This window comes from Dietzia sp. IBK-p2-15D, from assembly GCF_057773105.1.
On record NZ_JBYMTK010000003.1, the window covers coordinates 351,259 to 374,314 of the forward strand.

Consider the following 23,056-nt stretch of genomic DNA (forward strand, 5'->3'; position numbering starts at 1 on the left):
GTGGGTGCGCTAGCATGGGCACGTTGTCAGACAAACGGAGGTTGACATGGGTGCGTTGAGCATCTGGCACTGGCTCATCGTCCTCGCGGTGGTGCTCCTGCTGTTCGGTTCGAAGAAGCTCCCGGACGCCGCCCGCGGCCTCGGACGGTCGATGCGCATCTTCAAGTCCGAGATCAAGGAGATGCAGAACGACGACAAGCCGGTCGAGGACCCCGCGCCGCAGGCTCTCACCCAGGCGCAGCCGAACGCCGCCCAGTACGCGCAGCCGCAGGCACAGCAGTCCGCCCAGCCCCAGCCGCAGCAGTACCAGCCGCAGGGGCAGCCGAATGCCCAGGGGCAGGGTTACCCGCAGGCACCCCAGCAGCCGTACCAGCCACAGGGGCAGCAGCAGTACACCGACCCCACCGCCCCATACCACGGCGGTCAGGGTCAGCAGGGGCAGTAGGCCGACCCCTCCATGACGCAGACCGACACCGCGGACACCGGCGCCACCCGCAAGGGTGGCGCCGGTCGCCTGCTGACCAGACGCCGCCGCAGGCCCCGCAACCCGGACGGCACCATGCCGTTGATCGAGCACATCTACGAGCTCCGCAACCGCGTGCTCATCGCGATGGCGGCGATCATCGTGACGTTGGGCTTCGGATTCTGGTGGTACGGCAGCGGCTTCTTCGGCATCCCGTCGTTGGGCGGGATCCTCACCGGCCCCTACTGCGACATCCCCCCGGGGGCGCGCCTGCAGCTCGGTGACAACGGCGACGAGTGTCGCCTGCTCGCCACCGGACCGTTCGAGCAGTTCATGCTCCGGCTCAAGGTGTCCGCCACCGCCGGCATCGTGTTGGCCAGCCCGGTCTGGCTGTACCAGCTGTGGGCGTTCATCACGCCCGGCCTGCACAAGAACGAGAAGCGCTACGGGGTCGTGTTCACCATCCTGGCCGCGGTGCTGTTCATCGGCGGCGCGGTGCTCGCCTACGTCGTGATCGTCCACGCGTTGGAGTTCCTGCTCTCGATCGGCGACAACGTCCAGACCACCGCGTTGTCCGGCACGCAGTACTTCACGTTCCTCATCCAGCTCATCCTCATCTTCGGCGTGAGCTTCGAGATCCCGCTCCTGATCGCGATGCTCAACGTCGCCGGGGTCGTGAGCTACGAGGTTCTCGCCAAGTCGCGCCGCGGGATCATCATGGGCATCTTCGTCTTCGCGGCCGTGGCCTCGCCCGGCCAGGACCCGTTCTCGATGCTCGCCCTCGCGCTGGCGGTGACCATCCTCGTCGAGGGCGCGATCCAGTTCGCCCGCCTGCATGACAAGCGCAAGAACAAGTCCCGCGCCGACTGGCTCGAGGTCGACGACGAATCCGCCTCGCCCCTCGGCCCCGCCGACGACCTCGGCGGATCCGGCCCCCTCGAGCGGCCCGCCCCTCTGACCACCCCGACCCCGGACGCCGGCACCCGAACGCCCGGCGACACCCGACCGCTCCAGGCCCCGGCCGGTGGCGGCTCACTCTATGACGACATCACCTGACCGTCCCCAGGCCGATCACCTGCTCGAGGACTTCCTCACCGGGGAGGGGTTCTCGCCTGACCCCTTCCAACTGGAGGCGTTCTCCGCCCTGGACGCCGGGCGCAACCTGCTCGTCTCGGCGCCCACCGGGTCCGGCAAGACCCTCGTCGGCGAATACGCGGCCCACCGGGCGCTCGCCGGGGGAGGGCGCTGCTTCTACACCACCCCGATCAAGGCGCTGAGCAACCAGAAGTTCCGGCAGTTCCGCACGCGCTTCGGCCCCGAGAACGTGGGGCTGCTCACCGGCGACCACTCGATCGACGCGGACGCGCCCATCGTGGTGATGACCACCGAGGTCCTGCGGAACATGATCTACAGCGGCTCGTCGGCGCTCCACGACCTGGACAGCGTGGTGATGGACGAGATCCACTACCTCGGGGACCGCTCGAGGGGCGTCGTGTGGGAGGAGATCATCCTCACCCTCGATCCGGCCGTCCGCCTGGTCGGGCTGTCCGCCACCCTGAGCAACACCGACGAGCTGGGCGACTGGATCACCGAGATCCGTGGCGACACCGCGGTGGTGCTGTCCGAGCACCGTCCCGTGCCGCTGGCCCACATGCTCTACACCGATGGCGATCTCATCCCCATCCGGGCCGCTGCCGACCAGCGCAGACGGTCCCGGAGCGGCTACCACGACGAGCGGGTCGTGGCCCGGCCCCGAACGCAGTGGGCCAGACGCCAGGACGTCATCGAGAAGCTCGACGACGAGCGACTCCTGCCGGCCATCTACTTCGTGTTCTCCCGGGCGGGGTGCGACGGCGCGGTCGCCCAGATGCGTCGCGCCCGCCTCCGGCTCACCACCGGGGAGGAGGCCCGGCGTATCGCCTCACACGTGGACGCCGCCTGCGCCGAGGTCCCACAACACGACCTCGACGCCCTCGATTTCACCTCGTTCCGCGCCGGGCTGGTCAACGGGCTCGCCGCCCATCACGCCGGGATGCTCCCGCTCTTCCGCACCATCGTGGAGGAGCTGTTCTCCGCAGGGCTGATCAAGGTCGTGTTCGCGACCGAGACCCTGGCGCTGGGCATCCACATGCCGGCTCGCGCGGTGGTGCTGGAGAAGACGACCAAGTTCAACGGCGACACCCACGCGATGCTCACCTCCGCGGAGTACTCACAGATCACGGGCCGGGCCGGCAGACGGGGCATCGACACCAAGGGCACGGCAGTCGTGCTCGACCAGCCGGACCTCGACCTGGACGCCCTGTCCGCGCTCGTCGACACCCCGCGGTTCCCATTGCACAGTGCCTTCGCTCCCGACTATTCGATGGCGGTCAACCTCGTCGAGCAGCTCGGCGTCGAGGAGGCCACCATCCTGATCGGCCGGTCGTTCGCCCAGTTCCAGACCGACCGCACCCTGGTGTCCCGGTCCCGCGCCATCGAGCGCCGGTCCGATGAGCGCGACCGCATGCGGGCGTCGCTCGAGGAGGCCGGGGGAAACGAGGACCTCGACGAGTACATGGGGTTGCGCGCCGAGCTCAGCCGTCTCGAACGCAAGGCCGAGAAGTCGAACCGGGACGACCGGCTGGCGTCCGTGCGCGCGGCCATGCTCAAGCAGACCGCCGGCTCCGTGATCACCGTGGGCCGCAAACGATTCGGCATGGTGGCGACCGTGCTGCAGGTCCGGACCGACATCCAGTCCGACCCCGCGCTGCTCTGTCTCACCGACACCGGGTGGACCGGCTGGTTACGCCAGAACGACTTCGCCTCGCCCCCGATCCCCGTGGGTCGGGTCGACCTGCCCAAGGGCCGCCGCAAGCTCGACGGGCGCGCCAAGCGGGCTCTGGTCCAGCGGATGGAGCACCTGCGGGGCAAGGCGAAGGGTCGGATGAAGAACGCCGGCGGTAAGCCGGTCCGCAAGGACCCGCGGATCGCCGCGGCGCGCCGGGCACTCCGGCAGCACCCGCTGCACGAGGACCCCCGGATGGACAAGCTCGCCCGCCTCCACGAGCGCTGGGCCCACGCCGACGCCGACGTGGCCGCGCTCACCGCCGAGGTCGACGCCGACGCCGATTCGCTGGCCCGCCGCTTCCGCCGCATCGTCGACCTGCTCCGGCACCTCGGTTATCTCGAAAAGGTTGACGGCGTACTCCGTGCCACCGACGCCGGGCGGCTCCTGGCCGGGGTACACACCGAGCAGGACCTGTTCGTCGCCGAATGTCTGCGGCGGGGAGTGTGGCGCGGGCTCGATGCCGCCGGCCTCGCGGCGGTCGTCACCACGGTCGTGGCCCACCCGCGGACGGACTCCGCGGTCCGCGAACCCTCCGACGACACCCTGCGCGCCGCCCTCGCCGAGACGGAGCGGGTGGCCGGTGACGTCGCCGAGATCGAACGCGCGCACCGCCTGCCCACCACCCCGGACCTGGACGCCGGCCTCGCGCCCGTGATGCACCACTGGGTCTCCGGCGGGGCGCTGGCCTCGATCCTCGCCGCCTCGTGGCAGGAGGGCGTCGAACTCACCGCCGGCGACTTCGTCCGCTCCGCCCGCCTCGTGGTGGACGTCCTCGCCCAGGTCGGTCAGGTCGCCGAACCGGAGCTCGCCCGCACCGCCCGGTCCGCCGTGGGGTCACTGCGCCGCGGTGTGGTGCTCGACCACATGGCCTGAGCCGACGCGGGCGAGCGGCGACGGGAACGGGGCGACGGGCGCCTGCCCGGCTCAGACCGCGTCGAGCCCCTCGGTCGCCTCGACGAGCCGGCCGATCGCGCGGGCCTGCCCGGTCGATTCGCCCAGCGCCTCGATGCGGTCGGAATCCACGGCGCCACGGCGTCCGTCGACGTCGCCCTCGAACCGTACGTCGAACGCGCGGCCGCCCAGGCGGACGACCCCGCGCGCGGCAGCGAGGTAGTCGGCACCCTCGGTGATCGCCTTGCGCTGGCGGGCGGTGAGCGCCGACCCCGGATCGCCGGCGGCGGCGACGATGCCGTCGAGGTCGCCGTACTCGCGCAGCAGGGTCGCGGCGGTCTTCGCACCGACCCCCGCCACGCCGGGCAACCCGTCCGACGCGTCGCCGACCAGCACCGCGTAGTCCGCGTACACGCGGGCGTCGTCACCGGCGGGCAGATCGAAGCGCTGCGCCACGACCTCCGGGGTGTACGCCTGACGATTCTTCATCCCTGCCCCCACGTAGACCACCGTGGTGGTCGCCGATGCCAGCTGGAACAGGTCACGGTCGCCCGTCACGACCAGCACCTCGCGATCCCGGGAGGCCAGCGCGGCCAGCACGTCGTCGGCCTCCGCGTCCTCCGCCCACGCCTGGGCGACGCCCGCCGCCCCGAGGATTCCGCGGATCGACTCGACCTGCGGGCCCAGTGACGCGGGGGCGTCCTCCTCGCCGTCGTCACCCACGCGGTGCGCCTTGTACGAGGGCAACAACCCCACCCGCCAGTCCGGACGCCACGCGCGGTCGAGGCCGGCCACCAGGCCGGTCGGGGAGTACTCGTCCACGAGCACGGCCACCATGTCGCAGAAGCCGCGCACGGCGTTGGCGGGGAAGCCGTCCGGGCCGGTGATCTTCTCCGGCACGGAGTGGAACGCGCGGAACCACAAGCCGGCGCTGTCGAGAACCATGAGCGGGCCCTGGGACACCGCGCCTCCTTGATGTCGTCGGGTCGGGAGTGAGTACCTGCCGTCAGGCTAGTCGGCTCCGGCCCACTGCGGCCCCGGCCTACTGTGGAGGACATGAACAGCCCCACCACGCAGGTCCACTCGCACCGTCTGGCAGCCGTCCGCGATCGCGCGCGGGACCTCGGGATCGACCACGTGGTCGTGTACTCCGGCGAGGACATGTCCTACCTCACCGGTGAGCGCATGGACTCGCACGAGCGGCTCACCGCGCTGGTCGTACCCGTGGACGGCGCAGAGCCGCTGCTGGTGCTGCCGTCGCTCGAACTCACCGACGTCACCCGGCGCGCCGCCGACCGTGTGGGGGCGATGATCCACCCGTGGTCGGACGGGACCGACGCCATCGCACTCGTCACCGGGTCGGTCGCCGGGCGGGTGGCGGTGTCCACCGCCCTGCCGGCCCTGCACCTGGTTCCGCTCCAGGACGGGGTCGACGGCGAGGTGGTCCTCGCCTCGGAGGTGATCGACCACGTCCGTGCCGTGAAGACCGCGGACGAGGTGGGCGAGCTCGCCGAGGCCGCCCGTCGCATCGATGCAGTACATGCCCGGATGGGCGACTTCCTCCAGGTGGGCCGGACCGAGGCGCAGGTCGGCGAGCTCATCACCGCCGCCATCGAGTCCGAGGGGCTCACGCACGCCGAGTTCGTGATCGTCGGCTCGGGGCCCAACGGCGCCGACCCGCACCACGGGGTGTCCGACCGGGTGGTCGAGACCGGGGACATCGTGGTGGTAGACATCGGCGGGCCGTTGCCCAGCGGCTATCACTCCGACTGCACCCGGACCTACTCGATGGGGCAGCCCACCGCCGAGGTCGCCGAGGCCTACGCGGTGCTGGAGGAGGCGCAGCGCCTGGCGCGCGAGTCCGTCCGACCGGGGATCGCTATCGGCGAGGTCGATGCCGCCGCACGCGAGCACCTCGCCGCGGCCGGGCTCGGGGAGTTGTTCATCCACCGCACCGGGCACGGGATCGGTCTGGGACTGCACGAGCCGCCGTTCGTCGCACCCGGAGCCGACACCGTGCTGGCGGAGGGGATGACCTTCTCGGTCGAGCCCGGCGTCTACACGGCGGGGTCGTGGGGCGCTCGGCTGGAGGACATCGTGGCCGTCACCGCCGATGGCCGCCGCGACCTCAACGACGGCGAGCGCGGCCTGCGCGTCCTCTAGAGTCGGCGGACGCCAGCCTGCCCGAATCCGCTCCCGCCCCTGGCGCCTCGCTCCCGCCCCTGGCGCCTCGCTCCCGCCCCTGGCGCCTCGCTCCCGCCCCTGGCGCCTCGCTCCCGCCCCTGTACGCGTCCGCCACAGCCGCCCCCGGGCACGTCGTCCGGCCTGCGCCTCGGCTCACGCGAGACGCCATGGCGGCGGGCGGCTATGACCGAGCAGGCGGACCCGGGGGATTCGTCTGATTCCGTCCGGCAGGCCGCGACCCGGCGCACACCCGGCGCGCACCCGGCGCGCACCCAGCGCGCACCCGCCGAGCGCCCGGCCGCGGTGTCAGTCGCCGGTGAACATCTGCTTGGAGCCCAGGACGCGATCCACCTCGAGCGCCAACACCACCCGCTCGGGGTTCGGACTCGGCTCGCGGTACCGCATTGCGTAGCGGCGCTCGCCCTCGCGGACCGAGTCGGGATCCTCGAGGAGGCGGATGGCGCCCTCGAAGGTGAGCCACCGTCCGCGGTCGACGTGCGAGACCGCCGCGCGGCCGCCACGCCGGGCGTTGGCCGCCTTCTGCGATCCCCGCCGGGTGATGACGCGCGCCAACCCGCCCTCCACGTCGATCGTGAAGCCCACGGCGACCACGTGGGGCGAACCGTCGCGCCGGAGTGTGGTCAGGCTGCCGAGGTGGTATTCGGACAGGAACCGGTGTGCCTCGTCGGAGAGTTCTGCCATCGAGTGGGCCATGACGCCGAGCCTGCCACAGTGGGCCGACCGCAGTGAGCCGACGCGGGGCGCGACGCGGTACGTGGGACACTGGCCCCATGCCCACATCCGCAACCCCGTCGTCCCGGTCCGAGTCCGGCGGTGAGGTCGTGGTGGTCTTCGGTGGCCGCAGCGAGATCGGTCTGGCCGTCGCCCACCGCCTCGCGCCCGGCCGCACCGTCGTCCTCGCGAGCCGCCCCGGTGGCGACGTCTCCGCGCTCGCGGCCCCACTCCGGACCGCGGGCGCCGTAGCGGTGGAGCTCGTGGACTTCGACGCCGACGACCTCGACTCGCACGCAGCGATCGTGGCGGACATCGAGACCCGGGTCGGGGAGATCGACATCGCCGTCCTGGCGTTCGGCATCCTGGGCGACCAGGAGGTGGCCGAGCGCGATTCCCGGGCCGCGGCCCGCATCCTGCACACCGACTTCGTGGCGCAGGCCGCGCTTCTCACGGTCCTCGCCGAGCGGATGAAGCCCCGTCGCCGCGGGGTTCTCGTGGCGTTCTCCTCGGTCGCCGGGCAGCGGGTCAGGCGCGCCAACTACGTGTACGGCTCGGCCAAGGCGGGACTCGACGGGTTCGCCTCCGGCATGGCCGACGCCCTACACGGCACGGGCGTCACGCTGGTGATCCCGCGTCCGGGCTTCGTGATCGGCCGGATGACCGAGGGCATGGACCCCGCACCGTTCTCGTCCACGCCGGACCAGGTGGCGGACGCGGTGGTCGACCGGGTGGAGTCGCGCACGGCGGGTGTGGTGTGGATCCCGTGGCAGCTGCGCGTGATGTTCGCCGTCGCACGGCTCGTCCCGCAGCCGATCTGGAGGCGGATGCCGCGGTGAGCGCTCCACCCCGGTCGGGCGCCGACCCGGCCGCCGTACACCTCGTCGGCACCGGTCCCGGCCCCGTCGATCTCCTCACCGTCCGCGCCTCCCGACTCATCGCCATGAGCGGCACCGTTCTGGCGGAGCCGGGTCCGGTCGGTCCGGGGGCGCTAGGACTGTGCCCGTCGACGGCCCTGGTCATCGACGCCTCCCAGCTGTCGCCGACGGACGCCGCCGCGAGGATGCGTGAGGCCGTCGACCGCGGCGACCGGGTCGTCCGGCTCTATCCGGGCGATCCCACGGACCACCCCGAGCTGCCGGCCCACACCGGCGCCCTCGACGCCGAGGGGATCAGCTGGGAGCTCGTGCCCGGCATTCGTTCCGGCGCCCCTGTCGAGGCCCTCCGGGACGCGCGGCCCGCGCCCGCCCCGGAGCCACCGCGGTCTCAGCCCGTCGTCCCGCCCGCGACCGCGATGCCGGGAGGCTCACCCGGCCTGATCCTGGTGCTGGGGGGCACGGGCGAGGCCCGCCGACTCGCCGATCTCATGGTCACCGCCGGGCTGGACGTCGTCACCTCGCTGGCGGGCAAGGTCACGCGGCCGAGACTCCCCCGTGGGGAGGTGCGGATCGGTGGCTTCGGAGGTGCGGAGGGATTAACGCACTGGATGCGCGAGAACGGCGTCAGCGCCGTCATCGACGCGACCGACCCGTTCGCCGACCAGATCTCGGAGTCCGCGGTCCACGCCGCGCGCGAGACGGCCACCCCGCTGCTCCGCCTGCACCGCCCGCCGTGGACCGAGCAGGCGGGCGACGAGTGGATCCGCGTCCCGGACATGCAGACCGCGGCCCACGTGGTGCGGGAGCGTTTCCGCCGGCCGATGCTCACGGTCGGCAAGCAGGGCGCGTCCGCGTTCGCCGGGGACACCCGGGGGTCGTATCTCATCCGGTGCTCCGAGCCGCCCCCCGGGGCGCTGCCGCACCGCTACCTGCTGGTGTTGGACCGGGGCCCCTTCGGCGTGGAGTCCGAGCGGACCCTGATGTCCCGCCACCGGATCGACGTGCTGGTCACCCGCAACAGCGGCGGAGCCACCTCCGAGGCCAAGCTCGCCGCCGCCCGCGACCTGCGCATACCGGTGGTGATGGTGGACCGGCCCGAGACCCCGCAGGCCCCTCGGGCCCCGGAGACCGTGCACTCCGTCGAGGACGCCGCCCGCTGGCTGGTCGAGCGGTTCGGCGCGCGCTGAACCGACCTCACCACAGAACCGACCTCACGGGAGAGCCGTCACCCAGGGCGATTCGGCGTCGAAGATCATCCCCATCGGTGCCAGCACCCGCACCACCTGCTCCGCCATAGGTTCGGTGAGTTCGTGCAGGCCGATGACCGGGTCGGCCGAGACGGTGGTCGGACGCTCCACCGCGCCGAGGAATTCGGCGAGTCGGGCGGGAACGACGCCGTCGGGCACCACGGCGAGCAGGCTCACCAGCCCATCGGCGGTGTCGATCCAGCCCACCCTCGGCACTTCTACATCCGTAGCAGGAGGGTTCGTCGGTGCGACGGGAGCGGGGATGGTCCGGGGGTGGGATCCCAGGGCGTCGACGACGAGCTGGTGCAGGTCGCCGGACCCGGGCACCCGCGTCGGTCCCGCCGAACCGGTGAGCTCCACGGCCGCGTCGACCAGCACGGTGGCGGCGTCGGCCACCGCGACCCGGAGCGGGACGGGGCGACCGGCGACGTGGACCCGCGCGCCGCCGTCGGACCCGTCCACCTCCACCGCCAGGTCGGGGGAGTGCGCCAGGACGTCGCCCGACCCGTCGTCGATCCCGAACAGCACCTGCCCGTGCAGGGCGTCAGCCGCGTCGCGGGCGAGCAGCGCGGCCCCGAGCCCCGTCGGCAGGTCGCCGACGTCGTGATGCCCGCCGAGCCGGCCGGCCAGGGGCGAGGCGATGATGTCGCGTCCCCTGGGGTGGGCGAGAGCCTCGGGCAGGCCCGCGGCCTCGAGGTCCCGCACCGCGAGCTCGACCGGATCGCGGTCCGCGCCCACGATCCGGGCCCCGCCCCTGGCCGTGAGCTGGATGCCGCCGCGGTGTCCGGCGGCGAGCGCCGCCAGGGCGGTCCAGTGCTCGGGGCGCAGCCGGCCGCCGGGGAAGCGCAGGGTGTCCCCGGTTCGGGACGACCCGGCCGCGTGGTGGGAGTCGTTCATGAGCACCCAGCGTAGGCGCGGGGGGTGGGCGGCCGGGCCGCCGGTCGGTGCTCGGGGATAATCGCCCGCATGACCGCTTTCCTGGCTACCGGGGGCCGCGTGCTCACGCCCGCCTCACGAGACGCAACCGCCCTGGCACACGAGAACGGGCTCATCGTGTGGGCCGGCTCGGATGCCCCGGGCCCCGCCCTGTTCCCGGGTGCCGAGCAGGTCGATCTGGAGGGGGACTGGGTGGCCCCGGCGTTCGTCGAGTGCCTCCCCGAGGGCCTGGACCCGGCGGTCGCGGCCGCCGGCGGCGTGGTGCCCGCCGGTCTGCCGGGCGCACACGGGCTCGACGAGGTCGAGGAGCGGGTGCGTGCGGGGGAGCGGGTGGTGCTCGACGACACCGTCGACCCGGCGCGCCTCGCGACCGAACTCACCCGCCTCGCCACCGAACTCGGCGGGCCGGCGGTCGCCCGGTGCATCCCGGTCCTCGTCGGCGGGACCGGGGCCGGGAACGCGGACGGCGACACGCTCGCCGCCCTGGCCGCCGTGGGAACGGTGACCCTGTTGCGCCCGCTCGTCGATGACCTGACGGGCACCGATCTCGTGCGCATCGCCGCCTCCGGCGTGGCGCTGGCCGCATCCACCCGGGCCGGCGACGAGGTCCGGCCGTGGGACGCCCTTCGGGCCCTGACCTCCGTCGAGGGCGGCCGAGGCCTGTCCCCGCGGGCGGCGTTCACCGCGACCACCCGGGGCGCACACCGGGCGGCCGGCGCGCGCGACGGCACGGCGGGCACCCTCACCCCGGGCACGGCGGCCACCTTCGCGAGGTGGCGGACCGGGGAGCTGGCCGTGGTCGCCGCGGACGACGCCGTCCAGCGGTGGTCCACGGACCCGCGCTCCGGAGTTCCTCCGATGCCGGATCTCACCGGACCCGACCCCGTTCTGCGCGCGCTCGTCGTGGACGGCCTGCCCGCCGGCCCCGCGACCTGATGCCCCTGCTCACCAGGCTGGCCTTCGCCGCTGCCTCCGGGGCGCTGCTGGCGGCCTCGTTCCCCCCGGTGGGTCTGTGGTGGACGGCGCTTCTCGCGATTGCCCTCCTCGTCGTCGTCCTGTCCCCGTCCGGCGACACCACGATCCGGGCGCGCACCGGCGCGCTCCTCGGGTTCACCTCCGGCCTGGTCTTCTTCCTGCTCCTGGTGCCGTGGGTGGGCCTGTACGTGGGCGCCTACGCCTCGTGGGGCCTCTCGCTGGTCGAGGCGCTGTACCTCGCCGCGTTCGGCGCCGGCGCCGCGGTCATCCTGCGGGCCGGCCTGGACCCTGGCGCGCACCTCGGCCCGCGTGCGGTCGGCGCCGTGCTCGGGGTGGCCGGCTGGTGGTCGCTGTGGGAGTGGGTCCGCTCGTCCTGGCCCTGGGGCGGCTTCCCGTGGGGACGGCTGGCGTTCGGCCAGGCCGACGGGCCGCTGCTGCCGCTGGCGTCACTGGGCGGCACCCCGCTGGTCGGGTTCGCGGTGGCGTCGGTGGGGGCGGCGATCGGCGTCGCCGTCCTGCTCCTCGCGCGCCGTGACCGACCCGTCCGCGCCGCCACCGGCCTGCTCACGGTGCTCCTGGTGACCGCGGGCCTGGTCGCCGTCGCGGCCCTCGCCCCGACCGGCGGCGAGCCCACCGACACCGTCGAGGTCGCCGTGATCCAGGGCAACGTCCCGCGCCTCGGCCTGGACTTCAACGCCCAACGCCGCGCGGTGCTCGAGAACCACCTGCGCGTCACCGCCGAGTACGCCGACGATGTCGAGGCCGGCACCGAGGCCCCGCCGGATCTCGTGCTGTGGCCGGAGAACGCCTCCGACATCTCGCCGCTGGCCGACCGCCTCGCCGCCGCCCAGATCACCGCCCTGTCCCGACGCCTGGACGCACTGATCCTCGTGGGCACCGTCCTGCCCACCGGCGAGGGCCGCGAAGCCCACAACTCCTACCTCGTGTGGGACGGCCGTTCCTCCGACCCCGCCGAGGGCCCGGTGGTCGACCGCCACGACAAGAAGTACATCCAACCGTTCGGCGAGTGGCTCCCGCTGCGTGAACCGCTCGAGGCGCTGTTCCCGATCGCCCGGACCGCCGGTCACTTCATCCCCGGCGACGGCGACCACGTCGTCACCGCGGGCGGGGTGGACCTGGGCGTGGCCATCTGCTTCGAGGTCGCCTTCGACGCCGCCGCCCGCGAGCCCGTCTCCCGCGGCGCGCAGATCCTCACCGTCCCCACCAACAATGCCACCTTCGGCCGCTCACCCATGACGTACCAACAACTCGCGATGTCCCGGCTGCGGGCCGTGGAGCACGACGTGCCCGTGCTGATCGCCGCGACCAGCGGGGTCAGCGCCGTCATCGGCCCCGACGGCGACGTCCGCGCCGAGAGCGGCATCTTCGAGCCCGCGGTGCTGGCGGCGCAGGTCGAGGTGGGCGGGGCCGGTACGATGGCAACCCGACTGGGTGGCATCCCGCAGGCGGTGAGCTGCCTCATCGGGCTCGTCGCACTGGCATGGGCGCTGGTCCGCACCCGGCAACGACCCGCGACCCGAACCGAGGAGAAGTAAGTGACCGATCCGACGACGCCGGGCGAACACGCGCCGTCCGCGCGCACCCTGGTGATCATCCCGACCTACGACGAGCGGGACAACCTGCCCGGCGTTGTGGAGCGGTTGCTGGCCGCGGCCCCCGAGGTGTCGGTCCTCATCGCCGACGACAACAGCCCCGACGGCACCGGCGAGGTGGCCGACCGGCTCGCCACCGAGGACCCGCGCGGGCGCATCACCGTGATGCACCGCGAGGGCAAGCAGGGGCTCGGGGCCGCGTACATCGCCGGGTTCCGCTGGGGTCTCGAGCGCGGATACACCGTGCTCGTGGAAATGGACGCCGACGGCAGCCACCCGCCCGAGCGGCTCCCCGCGATGCTCGCCGCCGTCGACGGCGGCGCCGACCTGGCGATCGGCTCCCGCTACGTCCCCGGCGGCGCGGTGGTCAACTGGCCGTGGCAGCGCCACGTCATCTCCCGCGGCGGCAACGTCTACTCCCGGGTCATGCTGGGCGTGGGCATCAAGGACATCACCGCCGGCTACCGCGCCTACCGGGCCGACGCCCTGGCCGAGCTGGACCTCGACGCCATCGAGTCCAAGGGCTACTGCTTCCAGATCGACATGACGTGGCGTCTGCTGAACAACGGGCGCCGGGTCACGGAGGTGCCCATCACCTTCACCGAGCGCACCGTCGGTCAGTCCAAGATGAGCGAGTCGATCTTCCGCGAGGCCGCGGTCAACGTGGCCCGCTGGGGCTGGGAGAAGCGTCGACGCCAGCTCAAGGGCCTCGTCGGCCGCTGACCCGGTGCGCGCCGGCTCCGGCCGCACACCGACCCCGGACACAGGAGAACGCCCCGGCCCTGGGGGGCCGGGGCGTTCCGGTGCCACCGGGCGATATCCGGTGGCCGCTCGGTACTACCTACCGCGCACCGGCGCGGCGCCGCTTCTTGAGCAGGTCCATCCGCTCCTTGAGCAGCTCCTCGAGCTCGTCCAGGGAGCGACGCTCGAGCAGCATGTCCCAGTGGGTACGCGGCGGCTTGCCCTTCTTGACCTCGGCCGCGGGGCCGTCGATGAGCTGACCCTCCTGGCCGTTCTTGCACATCCAGGCGCCGGGGATCTCGGCGTCATCGGCGAACGGGACCTCGTAGACCTCGCCGTTAGGGGTCTGGTACCGCGCCATGCGGCGCGGCGCGAGGTCGGTGTCCCGGTCGGTCTCGTAGCTCACCGCACCGAGGCGGCTGCCCCTGAGGACTCGATCTGCCATGCGAACTCCTTCTGCCGTGTTCGTCTGCGTCAATTCATGCGGATCGACACGACGCTGCGTGGTTCCTGCTTGTGTCAACGCCAGGGGAACCCCCAAATGTTCCCACGTCCCGACGCCACGGGCCACCCCGGGGGCGGCGCTGGGTAACCTCACACCCGTGGAACCCGACGCCCGGCCCGAGCCGACCGCGCCCCGGAGGGGCGAGAACTCGTGCGCGTGGTGCGGCCGTCCCGTGGACGAGGGCGGGACGGGCCGCCGGCGCCGCTACTGCCGGAGGTCCTGCCGGCAGCGGGCCTACGAGCAGCGCCGGTCGCTTCGGATGCAGGACCTGCCCGAGGGCACGGTCGTACTCACGGAGGCCGAATCGACCGACCTGATGGACCGCATGTTCCAGCTGCGCTGCGCCTGCGAGGATCTGCGGACCGCGATCGCCGAGGGCGAGGATCCCGCCGAGCTGGCCCGCATGTCCGAGGACCTGGTGGCGGCGGCGAGACGGGCCGAGCGCCTGCGGTGAGCACGGACGGCGGGACCGGCCGAGCGACAGCGGTGACCACGCCCGTCGCCGCGCTCCGGACGTGGTGGGAACGGTGGCGCCCCTCGGTCACCGGCCTCATCGTGGCCGCGCTGGCGGCGTGGGTCTCGCTCATGCCGTCCCTGCTGCCGCGGGCCTGGTATTACCAGGGGCTCGTCACCGGCGTGTCGATGCTGGTGGGATACGGGGTCGGTGTGGCGCTGCGGACCGTCTGGCGGCGGGTCGTGGCGCCCCGCATCACACTCCGCCCCGACCTCCTCGCGTTCGGTGACCGTCTCCTGACCTTCGCCCGTCTGGCCGCCCCGTACCTCCTGGTCGTCTACCTCGTCACGGCCACCGCCACGGCGATCCGCTGGCAGGACCAGGTCTCGGATCTGGTGCGCTCGCCCCGCCCGCCCTGGGCCGACTACATGAAGATCCCGTGGGTCGCCCTGGCCATCTTCCTGGGTCTCCTCATCGCAGCCCGTGGCATCCGGGCGGGATACCGGTGGCTCGCCCGCGTGGTGGCCCACAGGTTCGGCGTGGGGGAGTACTCCGCCCGGCTCGCGGGCGTCGTGGTGGTGGCCGTCCTCGCGGTCGGCGTGGTGCAGGGCGTGGTGCCGCGCCTGTTCTTCGACGGCGCCAACCGGATCTTCAGCGGGCAGAACAACGAGGACCTCCCCGGCGCGCGACCGCCGACGGCGCCGGAGCGATCCGGCTCCCCGGGGTCCGTCGTGGACTTCGAGGACCTGGGCCTGCAGGGCCGACGGTTCGTGAGCGGCGGCCTCGACGGGCAGCGCCTGGGTCAGCTGCTGGGCGAGGACGCACCCGAGCCGATCCGAGCGTACGCCGGGCTGGAGTCCGCACCGACCGACGACGAACGTTCAGCGCTGGTGGTGGAGGAGTTGGACCGGACCCGGGCGTGGGAGCGCGAGTCCGTGGTGATCGCCCCGACCACCGGTACCGGGTGGATCAACCCCCACGCCGCCCAGGCCATCGAACTGCTCGCCGGCGGGGACGTGGCGATCGTCGGCACCCAGTACTCCTACCTGCCCAGCTGGATCTCGTTCCTCGCCGACCGCGAGAAGGCCGAGGCTGCGGGCCGGTCACTGATCGAGGCGGTGGTGACCTGGCGCGACTCGCTCCCACCCGGGCGGCCGCAGCCGGAACTGTACGTCTACGGCGAGAGTCTGGGGACCCAGGCAGGGGAGGCGGCGTTCTCGGGAATCCGCGATATCCGGGCGACGGTGGACGGGGTGCTGTGGATCGGCCCGCCCAATTCCAACCGGATCTGGCACGCGCTCGTACAGCGGCGCGACCCCGGCACCCCCGTCACCGAACCGGTGTACGCGGACGGCCTGCTGGTGAGGTTCTCGGAGGATCCCGCGGAGTTCCGTGGCGACGACACCCCGTGGATCCCGCCGCACGTCCTGTACGTCCAGCACGCGACGGATCCGGTGGTGTGGTGGACCCCGGATCTGCTGTTCGACCGCCCCGCGTGGCTGGCCGAGCCGCCGGGCAAGGGCCGACACCCCGGCATGTTCTACATGCCCGTTCTGACCCTCTTCCAGGTGACCGCCGATCTCGGCAACGCGATCGGCGGGTCGCAGGGCTACGGCCACCTGTACGACCATCAGATCCTCGACGGATGGGCGGCCGCCACGGGACGCGAGGGATGGGACGACGACGAGTTCCAGCGGTTCGCCCGACTGCACGCCACCGCGATGGAGCAGCAGGACCGCGGTTGACGCCCTTTCCCGCCGCGGGCCCGCGGTCTAACGTTGCCGCTGAACGAGCAGGGTGAGGAGACCCGGGATGAGCGCCCACACGGCAGACACGCACGACACCATCCGCGTCCTCGGGGCGCGGGAGAACAACCTCCGGTCGATCGACGTGGATCTGCCCAAGCGGCGGCTGACGGCGTTCACGGGGGTCTCGGGTTCCGGCAAGAGTTCGCTGGTGTTCTCAACCATCGCGGCGGAGTCGCAGCGGATGATCAACGAGACCTACAGCGCGTTCCTCCAGGGCTTCATGCCCACCCTGGCTCGGCCGGACGTCGACGTCCTGGAGGGGCTGACCACCGCGATCGTCGTCGACCAGGAGCGGATGGGCTCCGACCCCCGCTCCACGGTCGGCACAGCCACCGACACCGGGGCGATGCTTCGGATCCTGTTCAGCCGTCTCGCGCAGCCGAGGATCGGCGGTCCCAAGGCGTACTCCTTCAACGTCGCGTCGGCGTCCGGGGTGGGGACGCTGAAGAAGGCCGACGGCACCCGGCAGAAGGCCGAGTTCTCCATCACCGGCGGGATGTGCGTCCGCTGCGAGGGTCGCGGATCGGTGTCCGATTTCGACGTCGACGCGCTGGTGGACCGCTCCAAGTCCCTGTCCGAGGGCGCGATCACCGTCCCCGGATACTCGATGGACGGCTGGTACGGCCGCATCTACTCCGGCTCCGGGTTCTTCGACATGGACAAACCGGTGGGGGAGTTCACCGATCGGGAGATGCACGACCTGCTGCGTAAGGAGCCGGTCAAGGTCAAGGCCGACGGCATCAACGTCACCTTCGAGGGCCTGATCCCCAAGATCCAGAAGTCGATGCTGTCCAAGGACGTCGAGGCGATGCAACCGCACATCCGCTCGTTCGTCGAGCGGGCCGTGGTGTTCACCACGTGCCCCGAATGTGACGGCACCCGGCTCAACGAGGGGGCCCGGTCGTCCCGCATCGGGGACAGGAACATCGCCGACGTCTCGGCCATGCAGATCACCGACCTGGCGGAGTGGCTGCGCGGCCTCGAGGAGCCGTCGGTCGCGCCGCTGCTGGACTCGTTGCAGCACACGCTCGATTCGTTCGTCGAGATCGGACTTGGGTATCTGTCCCTCGACCGCCCCGCGGGCACCCTGTCGGGCGGCGAGGCACAGCGGGTGAAGATGATCCGCCACCTCGGTTCCGCGCTGACCGACGTCACCTACGTCTTCGACGAACCGTCGATCGGCCTGCACCCCCACGACATCCAACGCATGAACGGGCTGCTCCTGCGGCTGCGCGACAAGGGCAACACGGTCCTGGTGGTCGAGCACAAGCCGGAGACCATCGCGATCGCCGACCACGTCGTCGACCTCGGGCCCGGGGCCGGCTCCGAGGGCGGTCAGATCTGCTTCGAGGGATCGGTCGGCGGGCTCCGCGCGAGCGACACGGTCACCGGCCGGCATCTCGACGACCGCGCCGCACTGAAGGACAGCGTGCGGGCGGCCACCGGGCGGATCGAGGTGCGTGGCGCGACAGCCCACAACGTGCGAGGCGTGGATGTGGACATCCCACTCGGGGTCCTGTGCGTGGTGACCGGCGTGGCCGGATCGGGCAAGAGTTCGCTCATCCACGGCTCGGTGTCGCCTCGCGACGGGGTGGTGGCGATCGACCAGGCCGCCATCCGCGGGTCGCGGCGCAGTAATCCGGCCACATACACGGGGCTCCTCGAGCCCATCAGAAAGGCGTTCGCCAAGGCCAACGGCGTCAAGCCGGCGCTGTTCAGCCCGAACTCCGAGGGCGCGTGTCCCACCTGCAAGGGCGCGGGCGTGATCTACAGCGACCTGGCGATGATGGCCGGCGTCGCCACGACGTGCGACGACTGCGAGGGCAGGCGCTTCCAGGCCGAGGTGCTCGAGTACCGGTTCGGCGGCCGGAACATCGGCGAGGTGCTGGGGATGTCCGTCGCACAGGCCGAGGAGTTCTTCGCCGGGGGAGAGGCGCGGATCCCCGCCGCGCACAAGATCCTCGCCCGGCTCCGCGACGTCGGTCTGGGCTACATCCGGCTCGGCCAGCCGCTGACCACGCTGTCGGGTGGCGAGCGCCAACGCCTCAAGCTGGCCGCCCAGATGGCCGACAAGGCCGAGGTCTACGTGCTGGACGAGCCGACCACGGGCCTGCACCTGGCCGACGTCGCGACCCTCCTGGCGATGCTCGATCGGCTGGTCGATGCCGGGAAGTCGGTGATCGTGATCGAGCACCACCAAGCCGTGATGGCTCACGCGGACTGGATCATCGACCTCGGCCCCGGCGCCGGTCACGACGGTGGCCGGATCGTGTTCGAGGGCACGCCGGCCGAACTCGTCGCCGGTGCCTCCACTCTCACCGGCGAGCACCTGGCGAGGTATGTGGCTGCGGCGACCCAGCCGGAAACGGTAGCGGGTAGAAAGACCCCATGATCGACTCCGGCGGGTTCCCCGATGCCAGCTCTCCCGACGCCAGCGTCTTCGTCCGCGCTTCCGGACTCGTCGTCGATGAGGTGACCCCCACATCGCTGAAAGGGCACGCGGTGCTGGGGGAGGAGCACGTCACGGCGTGGGGGACGGTCCACGGTGGCGTCTACGCGAGCATCGTGGAGTCCGCCGGTGGCGCGGGGGCGGGGTTCGCGGTCGCCGAACGGGACCAGATCGCGGTCGGCGTGCACAACGGCACCGATTTCCTCCGACCGTCCACCGGCGGGCGGGTCGAGGTCACCGCGCACGCCCTGTTCCAGGGCCGCAGTCAGCAGCTGTGGGATGTGGTGATCAGTCAGGCCGAGGGTGGAGCCGTGCTCGCGCGGGGCCAGCTCCGGCTGCAGAACGTGCCCAGGCCGGACACCGTCGCCACGCCCGGACGCTGAGTACTCAGCGGACCTGCGCTGCCCTGCGTGTGCCCTCGTCACCGAGACGCATGCCACCGGGATGGTCGGCATCATGCCCGGTCAGGCGGTCCGTCCGAATCTCCTGTGCAGCGCCTGTTTGCTGACACCGAGCACCATGCCGATCTCCGCCCAGCTCATGCCCTGCAACCTGTCGTGCCGCACCGCAACCTACAGTGACGACCATGGCAGTCAACCACTACCCGGGAATCGCGTACGGATCGGCGGTGCGGGCCCGGCAGGACGCCGTGGGGGTCACCCTCCCCGTCGACACCGGCGACTTCGCCCTCGAGGGCACCGATGTCGCACTGATCCGGAGCGCCGACCACTTCTCCCTCTCGACCGTCACCGAGTCGGGCTGGCCGTACACGCAGCACCGCGGCGGCCCGGCGGGATTCGTGCACGTCGTCGACGACACGACCCTCGCCTGGGCCGAGTTCCCGGGCAACCACCAGTACGTCTCCACGGGCAACGTGGATCACGACGGACGCGTCTGCCTGCTCTTCGTCGACTACCCGACCCGCCGGCGGTTGAAGGTCTTCGGTCACGCGCGGACGATCGAGCCGGACGCCGACCCCCAGCTGATCGACCGGCTCCGGGCCATGTGGGAGAAGCAGTACTCCGGCCGCGTGGAACGCGCGATCGTGGTGGACGTCGTGGCCGCTGACGCCAACTGCAGTAAGCACATCACCCCGCGGTGGAATCGCCGGTACATCGACGAGTTGACCGCGGTGTACAAACGCCGGATCGAGGAACTCCAGGGCGGATCGGCGTAGCCTGCTGCCATGGTCGGCGACCCACCCAACTACGACATCAAACGCGAGCGCAGGGACCTCTACGACGGCAAGGCCGGCCGATTCGACCTGGTCGAGGTCCCAGCGATGACCTTCCTCATGGTCGACGGGCGGGGAGATCCCAATACCGCGCCCGAGTACGGGGCCGCCGTCGAGGCGCTGTACGCCACGTCCTACGCCGTGCGCGCGGCGGCCCGGACCGTGCTGGGACGGGTCCACACGGTGGGCCCGCTCGAGGGCCTCTGGTACGCCGACGACCCGCGGGTGTTCACGGCCCGCGACAAGTCCGCCTGGAGTTGGACGATGATGATCTGGCAGCCGGACTGGGTCACCCCGGACATCCTGTCCGCCGCCATGGAGAAGGTGACGACGACGGTGCCGGACGCCCGCGAGCGGGTGCGGTTCGACGGGTATGCCGAGGGGTCGGCGGTGCAGACGCTGCACGTGGGCCCCTACGACGACGAGGGCCCGATCATCGCGCGGATGCACGAGGAGATCATTCCCTCACACGGGGCGACCCCGTCGGGCCACCACCACGAGATCTACCTCTCGGACCCCCGCAGGTCCGATCCCGCCAGACTCAAGACGATCCTGCGTCAGCCGATCACCATCGGCTGACGCTACTGATCGCCGCGATCGGCTCCTTCGAGCGAGGTCACGAGTCGCTGGGCCAGGGTCCGCAGCTGGACGAGGTCCTCCTGCGGCATGTCCACCCTGTCCAGCAGGGAACACTGGATCGTCTCGGCTTCGGCGCGCAGCCGCCCGCCGGCCTCGGTGAGGTGCACGTGGACACTCCTCCCGTCGCCGACGGAGCGGGACCGCTCGACGAGTCCGGCATGCTCCAACCGTGCGAGCAGAGGGGAGAGGGTGCCCGAGTCGAGGAGTAGTCGGTCGCCCAACTGGCGGACCGTCAGCCCGTCCTCCTCCCACAACACGAGCAGGGCGAGGTACTGCGGATAGGTGAGACCGACCGACGCCAGGGCGTGGCGGTAGGCCGACGTCGAGGCGCGGGAGGCCGCGTAGAGGGCGAAGCAGACTTGCTCTTCCAGTCGGAGATCGGGATCCATCACACGAGTATCGCCCATTTTTAGGTTGCGCTCAATTAAGTTGTGCGCAACACTACCCCCATGGACAAACTCGACCGGCCCCTGAAGAACTCGCGATCCCGCACACCGGTGCGCCGCCGCAGTGCGGGGGAGGTGGTCCGACATCTCGGACGATGGGCCCTCGGCGCCGCCCTTCTCGGGGCGGGGACCGGGCACCTGACCACCATGCGCGAGGAGTTCCAGGCACAGGTCCCGACGTGGGTCCCACTCGACCCGGACTTCGTGGTCGTCGCCTCCGGCGTGGTGGAACTCGGACTCGGCGCGGCGCTCATCCTCGCACCGGCGCGATACCGGCCGGCGGTGGGCGGCGTGACAGCGGCGTTCTTCGTCGCGATCTTCCCCGGCAACATCTCTCAGTACGTGACGGGCACGGACGCGTTCGGGCTCGACAGTGACCGCGCACGCCTCGTGCGGTTGTTCTTCCAGCCCGTCCTCGTCGCATGGGCCCTGTGGTCCACGGGCGCATGGCGCGCCTGGCGGAACCGGAACAATCGCTGATCGCGCTGCGTAGACTCCGGCCCCATGCGCTTTGACGAGTTCCGTAGTCACGATGCCCTCGGTCTCGCCGCCCTCGTACGGGGAGGCGAGGTCACCCCGGGCGATCTGCTCGACGCGTCGATCCAGCGCGCCGACGGTGTCAACCCGCGGCTCAACGCGATCGTGCGCCGGCTGGACGGGCCGGCTCGCGCCCGGGCGACAGAGGAGCTGTCGGGCCCGTTCGCCGGGGTGCCGTTCCTTCTCAAGGATCTCGGTCAGGACTTCCGAGGAACACCCACCAGTGGCGGGTCGCGTCCACTGGCCGACGTACCGGCCACCGAGCACGCGACCGTGGTCCGGCGGTGGTTGGACGCTGGCCTGGTGGTCTTCGGCAAGACCAACACCCCGGAGTTCGGGGCCAAGGGAATCACGGAGCCCGAACTGTTCGGCCCCGCCAGGAACCCATGGGACACCAGCCGCAGCCCCGGGGGCTCCTCAGGCGGGTCCGCCGCCGCGGTCGCGGCCGGCATCGTCCCGGTCGCCGGGGCGAGCGACGGCGGCGGTTCGATCCGCATCCCGGCCGCGTGCTGCGGGCTCGTCGGCCTCAAACCCGGCCGCGGACTGGTCCCGATGGGGCCCGCGCGCGGCGAGGCGATGCACGGCGCGGCCACCAATGGCGTCATCTCGCGGTCGGTTCGCGACTCGGCTGCGATGCTGGACGTCCTGATGGGAGGGGAGCCGGGCGGGCCGTACGTACCGGCCACCCCGTCGGAGTCGTTCCGGTCCCAGGTGGGGGCGGACCCCGGACGTCTGCGGATCGGCGTGTGTACCGCGTCCTCGATCAACTCGTCACCCCACCCTCAGGCTCTCGCCGCTGTCGAGACCGCCGCCAGAGCGCTCGAGGACCTCGGCCACCGCGTCGACATCCTCGAGTCGCAGCCCGTCGACGACCTGGCATTGGCCCGCGATTTCCTCACCAGCTGGTTCGCCTACCTCGCGTGGTCGGTCGAGGACACCAAACGCCGGACGGGGTGCGCCGATCGGGACTTCGAGACGGACACGCGCATCGTGGCGGCACTCGGCCGGGCGCAGAGCAGCGTGGACTACCTGGATGCCGTGATGCGGCGGGATCAGTACGTCGGCGAACTCACCACCTTCTTCGAGGGCTACGACCTGCTCATGACGCCGACGCTCGCAGATCTCCCGCCGCACATCGGCGCCCTGGACACCCCGCCGCTGGCGCGTCGCGCAGCGACCGCTTTGCTCGCGACGCGCACAGCTCCGCTCCTGCGGCACTCGGGATTCGTGGAGTCGCTCATCGACGCCAACCTGAGCTGGGTGCCGTACACCCAGCTGGCCAACCTGACCGGCCGGCCGGCGCTGTCGCTCCCACTGCACTGGACGCCGGAGGGCGTGCCCATGGGGGTGCACTTCACCGCAGGACTCGGGGGCGAGTCGATGCTGCTGCGTCTGGCCGGCCAGCTGGAGCAGGCACTGCCGTGGACTGACAGACAGCCGGCGGCTCTGGGCCGATGACCCCGCAGGCGCACAGCGTCGGGGCACCCACCCCCGAAA

General features: G+C 71.9%; 22 protein-coding genes. 17 read left to right on the top strand and 5 right to left on the bottom strand.

Translation table 11 applies throughout. The annotated features are described in order from the left end of the window. The first annotated feature begins 46 nt into the window (after nt 1-46). The 3 genes from tatA to AC3DEV_RS06850 are packed head-to-tail and all read left to right on the top strand — an operon-like array spanning nt 47 to nt 4,163. Nucleotides 47-445 carry a Sec-independent protein translocase subunit TatA gene (tatA, locus tag AC3DEV_RS06840; RefSeq protein ID WP_487940447.1) on the top strand — a complete coding sequence of 133 codons (399 nt, stop codon included), beginning with the start codon at nt 47-49 and terminating at the stop codon, nt 443-445. A 12-nt stretch (nt 446-457) separates the two neighbouring features. Beyond that, entirely contained in the window at nt 458-1,519 is a 1,062-nt protein-coding gene (gene tatC / locus AC3DEV_RS06845) for a twin-arginine translocase subunit TatC (RefSeq protein ID WP_488371650.1), read from the top strand. Beyond that, complete coding sequence (locus tag AC3DEV_RS06850; protein ID WP_488371651.1) at nt 1,503-4,163, top strand: DEAD/DEAH box helicase; 2,661 nt, start codon at nt 1,503-1,505, stop codon at nt 4,161-4,163. The genes tatC and AC3DEV_RS06850 overlap by 17 nt, the downstream gene beginning before the upstream one ends. Nucleotides 4,164-4,214: 51 nt before the next feature. Here the strand turns inward: AC3DEV_RS06850 and AC3DEV_RS06855 are convergent, their stop codons facing one another. Then, entirely contained in the window at nt 4,215-5,144 is a 930-nt protein-coding gene (locus tag AC3DEV_RS06855) for a 5'-3' exonuclease (RefSeq protein WP_488371652.1), read from the bottom strand. Between the two features lie 93 nt (nt 5,145-5,237). On the opposite strand from AC3DEV_RS06855, the gene AC3DEV_RS06860 reads away from it, so the two are divergent. Beyond that, a complete protein-coding gene (locus tag AC3DEV_RS06860; RefSeq protein WP_488371653.1) occupies nt 5,238-6,344 on the top strand; it encodes a M24 family metallopeptidase in 1,107 nt (368 codons plus the stop codon). Between the two features lie 327 nt (nt 6,345-6,671). Here the strand turns inward: AC3DEV_RS06860 and AC3DEV_RS06865 are convergent, their stop codons facing one another. After that, nucleotides 6,672-7,079 (bottom strand): pyridoxamine 5'-phosphate oxidase family protein, encoded by a 408-nt coding sequence (locus AC3DEV_RS06865; RefSeq protein ID WP_488371654.1) that lies wholly within the window; start codon nt 7,077-7,079, stop codon nt 6,672-6,674. A 77-nt stretch (nt 7,080-7,156) separates the two neighbouring features. On the opposite strand from AC3DEV_RS06865, the gene dprE2 reads away from it, so the two are divergent. Together dprE2 and AC3DEV_RS06875 are read left to right on the top strand one after the other, a co-directional pair. Then, complete coding sequence (dprE2, locus tag AC3DEV_RS06870; RefSeq protein ID WP_256819263.1) at nt 7,157-7,936, top strand: decaprenylphospho-beta-D-erythro-pentofuranosid-2-ulose 2-reductase; 780 nt, start codon at nt 7,157-7,159, stop codon at nt 7,934-7,936. Then, complete coding sequence (locus AC3DEV_RS06875; RefSeq protein ID WP_488371655.1) at nt 7,933-9,162, top strand: cobalt-precorrin-6A reductase; 1,230 nt, start codon at nt 7,933-7,935, stop codon at nt 9,160-9,162. The genes dprE2 and AC3DEV_RS06875 overlap by 4 nt, the downstream gene beginning before the upstream one ends. Nucleotides 9,163-9,186: 24 nt before the next feature. On the opposite strand, the gene AC3DEV_RS06880 is transcribed toward AC3DEV_RS06875, so the two are convergent. After that, entirely contained in the window at nt 9,187-10,119 is a 933-nt protein-coding gene (locus AC3DEV_RS06880; protein WP_396467193.1) for a precorrin-3B synthase, read from the bottom strand. A gap of 69 nt (nt 10,120-10,188) precedes the next feature. Here AC3DEV_RS06880 and AC3DEV_RS06885 point away from each other — a divergent pair, with 69 nt between their 5' ends. The 3 genes from AC3DEV_RS06885 to AC3DEV_RS06895 are packed head-to-tail and all read left to right on the top strand — an operon-like array spanning nt 10,189 to nt 13,469. Continuing rightward, nucleotides 10,189-11,094, top strand: coding sequence for an amidohydrolase (locus AC3DEV_RS06885; RefSeq protein ID WP_067714495.1), 906 nt, complete (start codon nt 10,189-10,191; stop codon nt 11,092-11,094). Further along, nucleotides 11,094-12,689, top strand: coding sequence for an apolipoprotein N-acyltransferase (gene lnt / locus AC3DEV_RS06890; protein WP_488371656.1), 1,596 nt, complete (start codon nt 11,094-11,096; stop codon nt 12,687-12,689). The genes AC3DEV_RS06885 and lnt overlap by 1 nt, the downstream gene beginning before the upstream one ends. Then, entirely contained in the window at nt 12,690-13,469 is a 780-nt protein-coding gene (locus AC3DEV_RS06895) for a polyprenol monophosphomannose synthase (protein ID WP_159148528.1), read from the top strand. It abuts the gene before it with no gap. Between the two features lie 118 nt (nt 13,470-13,587). On the opposite strand, the gene AC3DEV_RS06900 is transcribed toward AC3DEV_RS06895, so the two are convergent. After that, the gene (locus tag AC3DEV_RS06900) at nt 13,588-13,932 is read right to left on the bottom strand and encodes an RNA polymerase-binding protein RbpA (protein ID WP_159148527.1); all 345 of its coding nucleotides are present in this window, start codon (nt 13,930-13,932) and stop codon (nt 13,588-13,590) included. A gap of 157 nt (nt 13,933-14,089) precedes the next feature. Here AC3DEV_RS06900 and AC3DEV_RS06905 point away from each other — a divergent pair, with 157 nt between their 5' ends. From AC3DEV_RS06905 to AC3DEV_RS06930, 6 genes are all read left to right on the top strand, one after another. After that, nucleotides 14,090-14,446, top strand: a complete 357-nt coding sequence (locus AC3DEV_RS06905; protein WP_472982793.1) for a hypothetical protein — start codon at nt 14,090-14,092, stop codon at nt 14,444-14,446. A 32-nt stretch (nt 14,447-14,478) separates the two neighbouring features. Then, nucleotides 14,479-16,191, top strand: coding sequence for an alpha/beta hydrolase (locus AC3DEV_RS06910; RefSeq protein ID WP_488371657.1), 1,713 nt, complete (start codon nt 14,479-14,481; stop codon nt 16,189-16,191). A gap of 67 nt (nt 16,192-16,258) precedes the next feature. Then, a complete protein-coding gene (locus tag AC3DEV_RS06915; protein WP_472982795.1) occupies nt 16,259-18,646 on the top strand; it encodes an ATP-binding cassette domain-containing protein in 2,388 nt (795 codons plus the stop codon). Continuing rightward, on the top strand, nt 18,643-19,086 hold the full coding sequence (locus AC3DEV_RS06920; protein ID WP_488371658.1) for a PaaI family thioesterase: 444 nt from the start codon (nt 18,643-18,645) through the stop codon (nt 19,084-19,086). The genes AC3DEV_RS06915 and AC3DEV_RS06920 overlap by 4 nt, the downstream gene beginning before the upstream one ends. 203 nt (nt 19,087-19,289) lie before the next feature. Then, entirely contained in the window at nt 19,290-19,880 is a 591-nt protein-coding gene (locus AC3DEV_RS06925) for a pyridoxamine 5'-phosphate oxidase family protein (RefSeq protein WP_488371659.1), read from the top strand. A 9-nt stretch (nt 19,881-19,889) separates the two neighbouring features. Then, nucleotides 19,890-20,516, top strand: a complete 627-nt coding sequence (locus AC3DEV_RS06930; RefSeq protein WP_472982797.1) for a GyrI-like domain-containing protein — start codon at nt 19,890-19,892, stop codon at nt 20,514-20,516. 2 nt (nt 20,517-20,518) lie between these two features. Here AC3DEV_RS06930 and AC3DEV_RS06935 read toward each other — a convergent pair whose 3' ends face one another. Then, nucleotides 20,519-20,965: a MarR family winged helix-turn-helix transcriptional regulator gene (locus AC3DEV_RS06935; protein WP_067714523.1), complete on the bottom strand. Its 447-nt coding sequence runs from the start codon at nt 20,963-20,965 to the stop codon at nt 20,519-20,521. Between the two features lie 60 nt (nt 20,966-21,025). Between AC3DEV_RS06935 and AC3DEV_RS06940 the strand changes: the two genes are divergently transcribed. Both AC3DEV_RS06940 and AC3DEV_RS06945 read left to right on the top strand, forming a co-directional pair. Then, nucleotides 21,026-21,502, top strand: a complete 477-nt coding sequence (locus AC3DEV_RS06940) for a DoxX family protein (protein ID WP_096905505.1) — start codon at nt 21,026-21,028, stop codon at nt 21,500-21,502. Nucleotides 21,503-21,526: 24 nt separating this feature from the next. Beyond that, nucleotides 21,527-23,017, top strand: coding sequence for an amidase (locus tag AC3DEV_RS06945; RefSeq protein WP_488371660.1), 1,491 nt, complete (start codon nt 21,527-21,529; stop codon nt 23,015-23,017). The last annotated feature ends 39 nt before the right edge of the window (nt 23,018-23,056 follow it).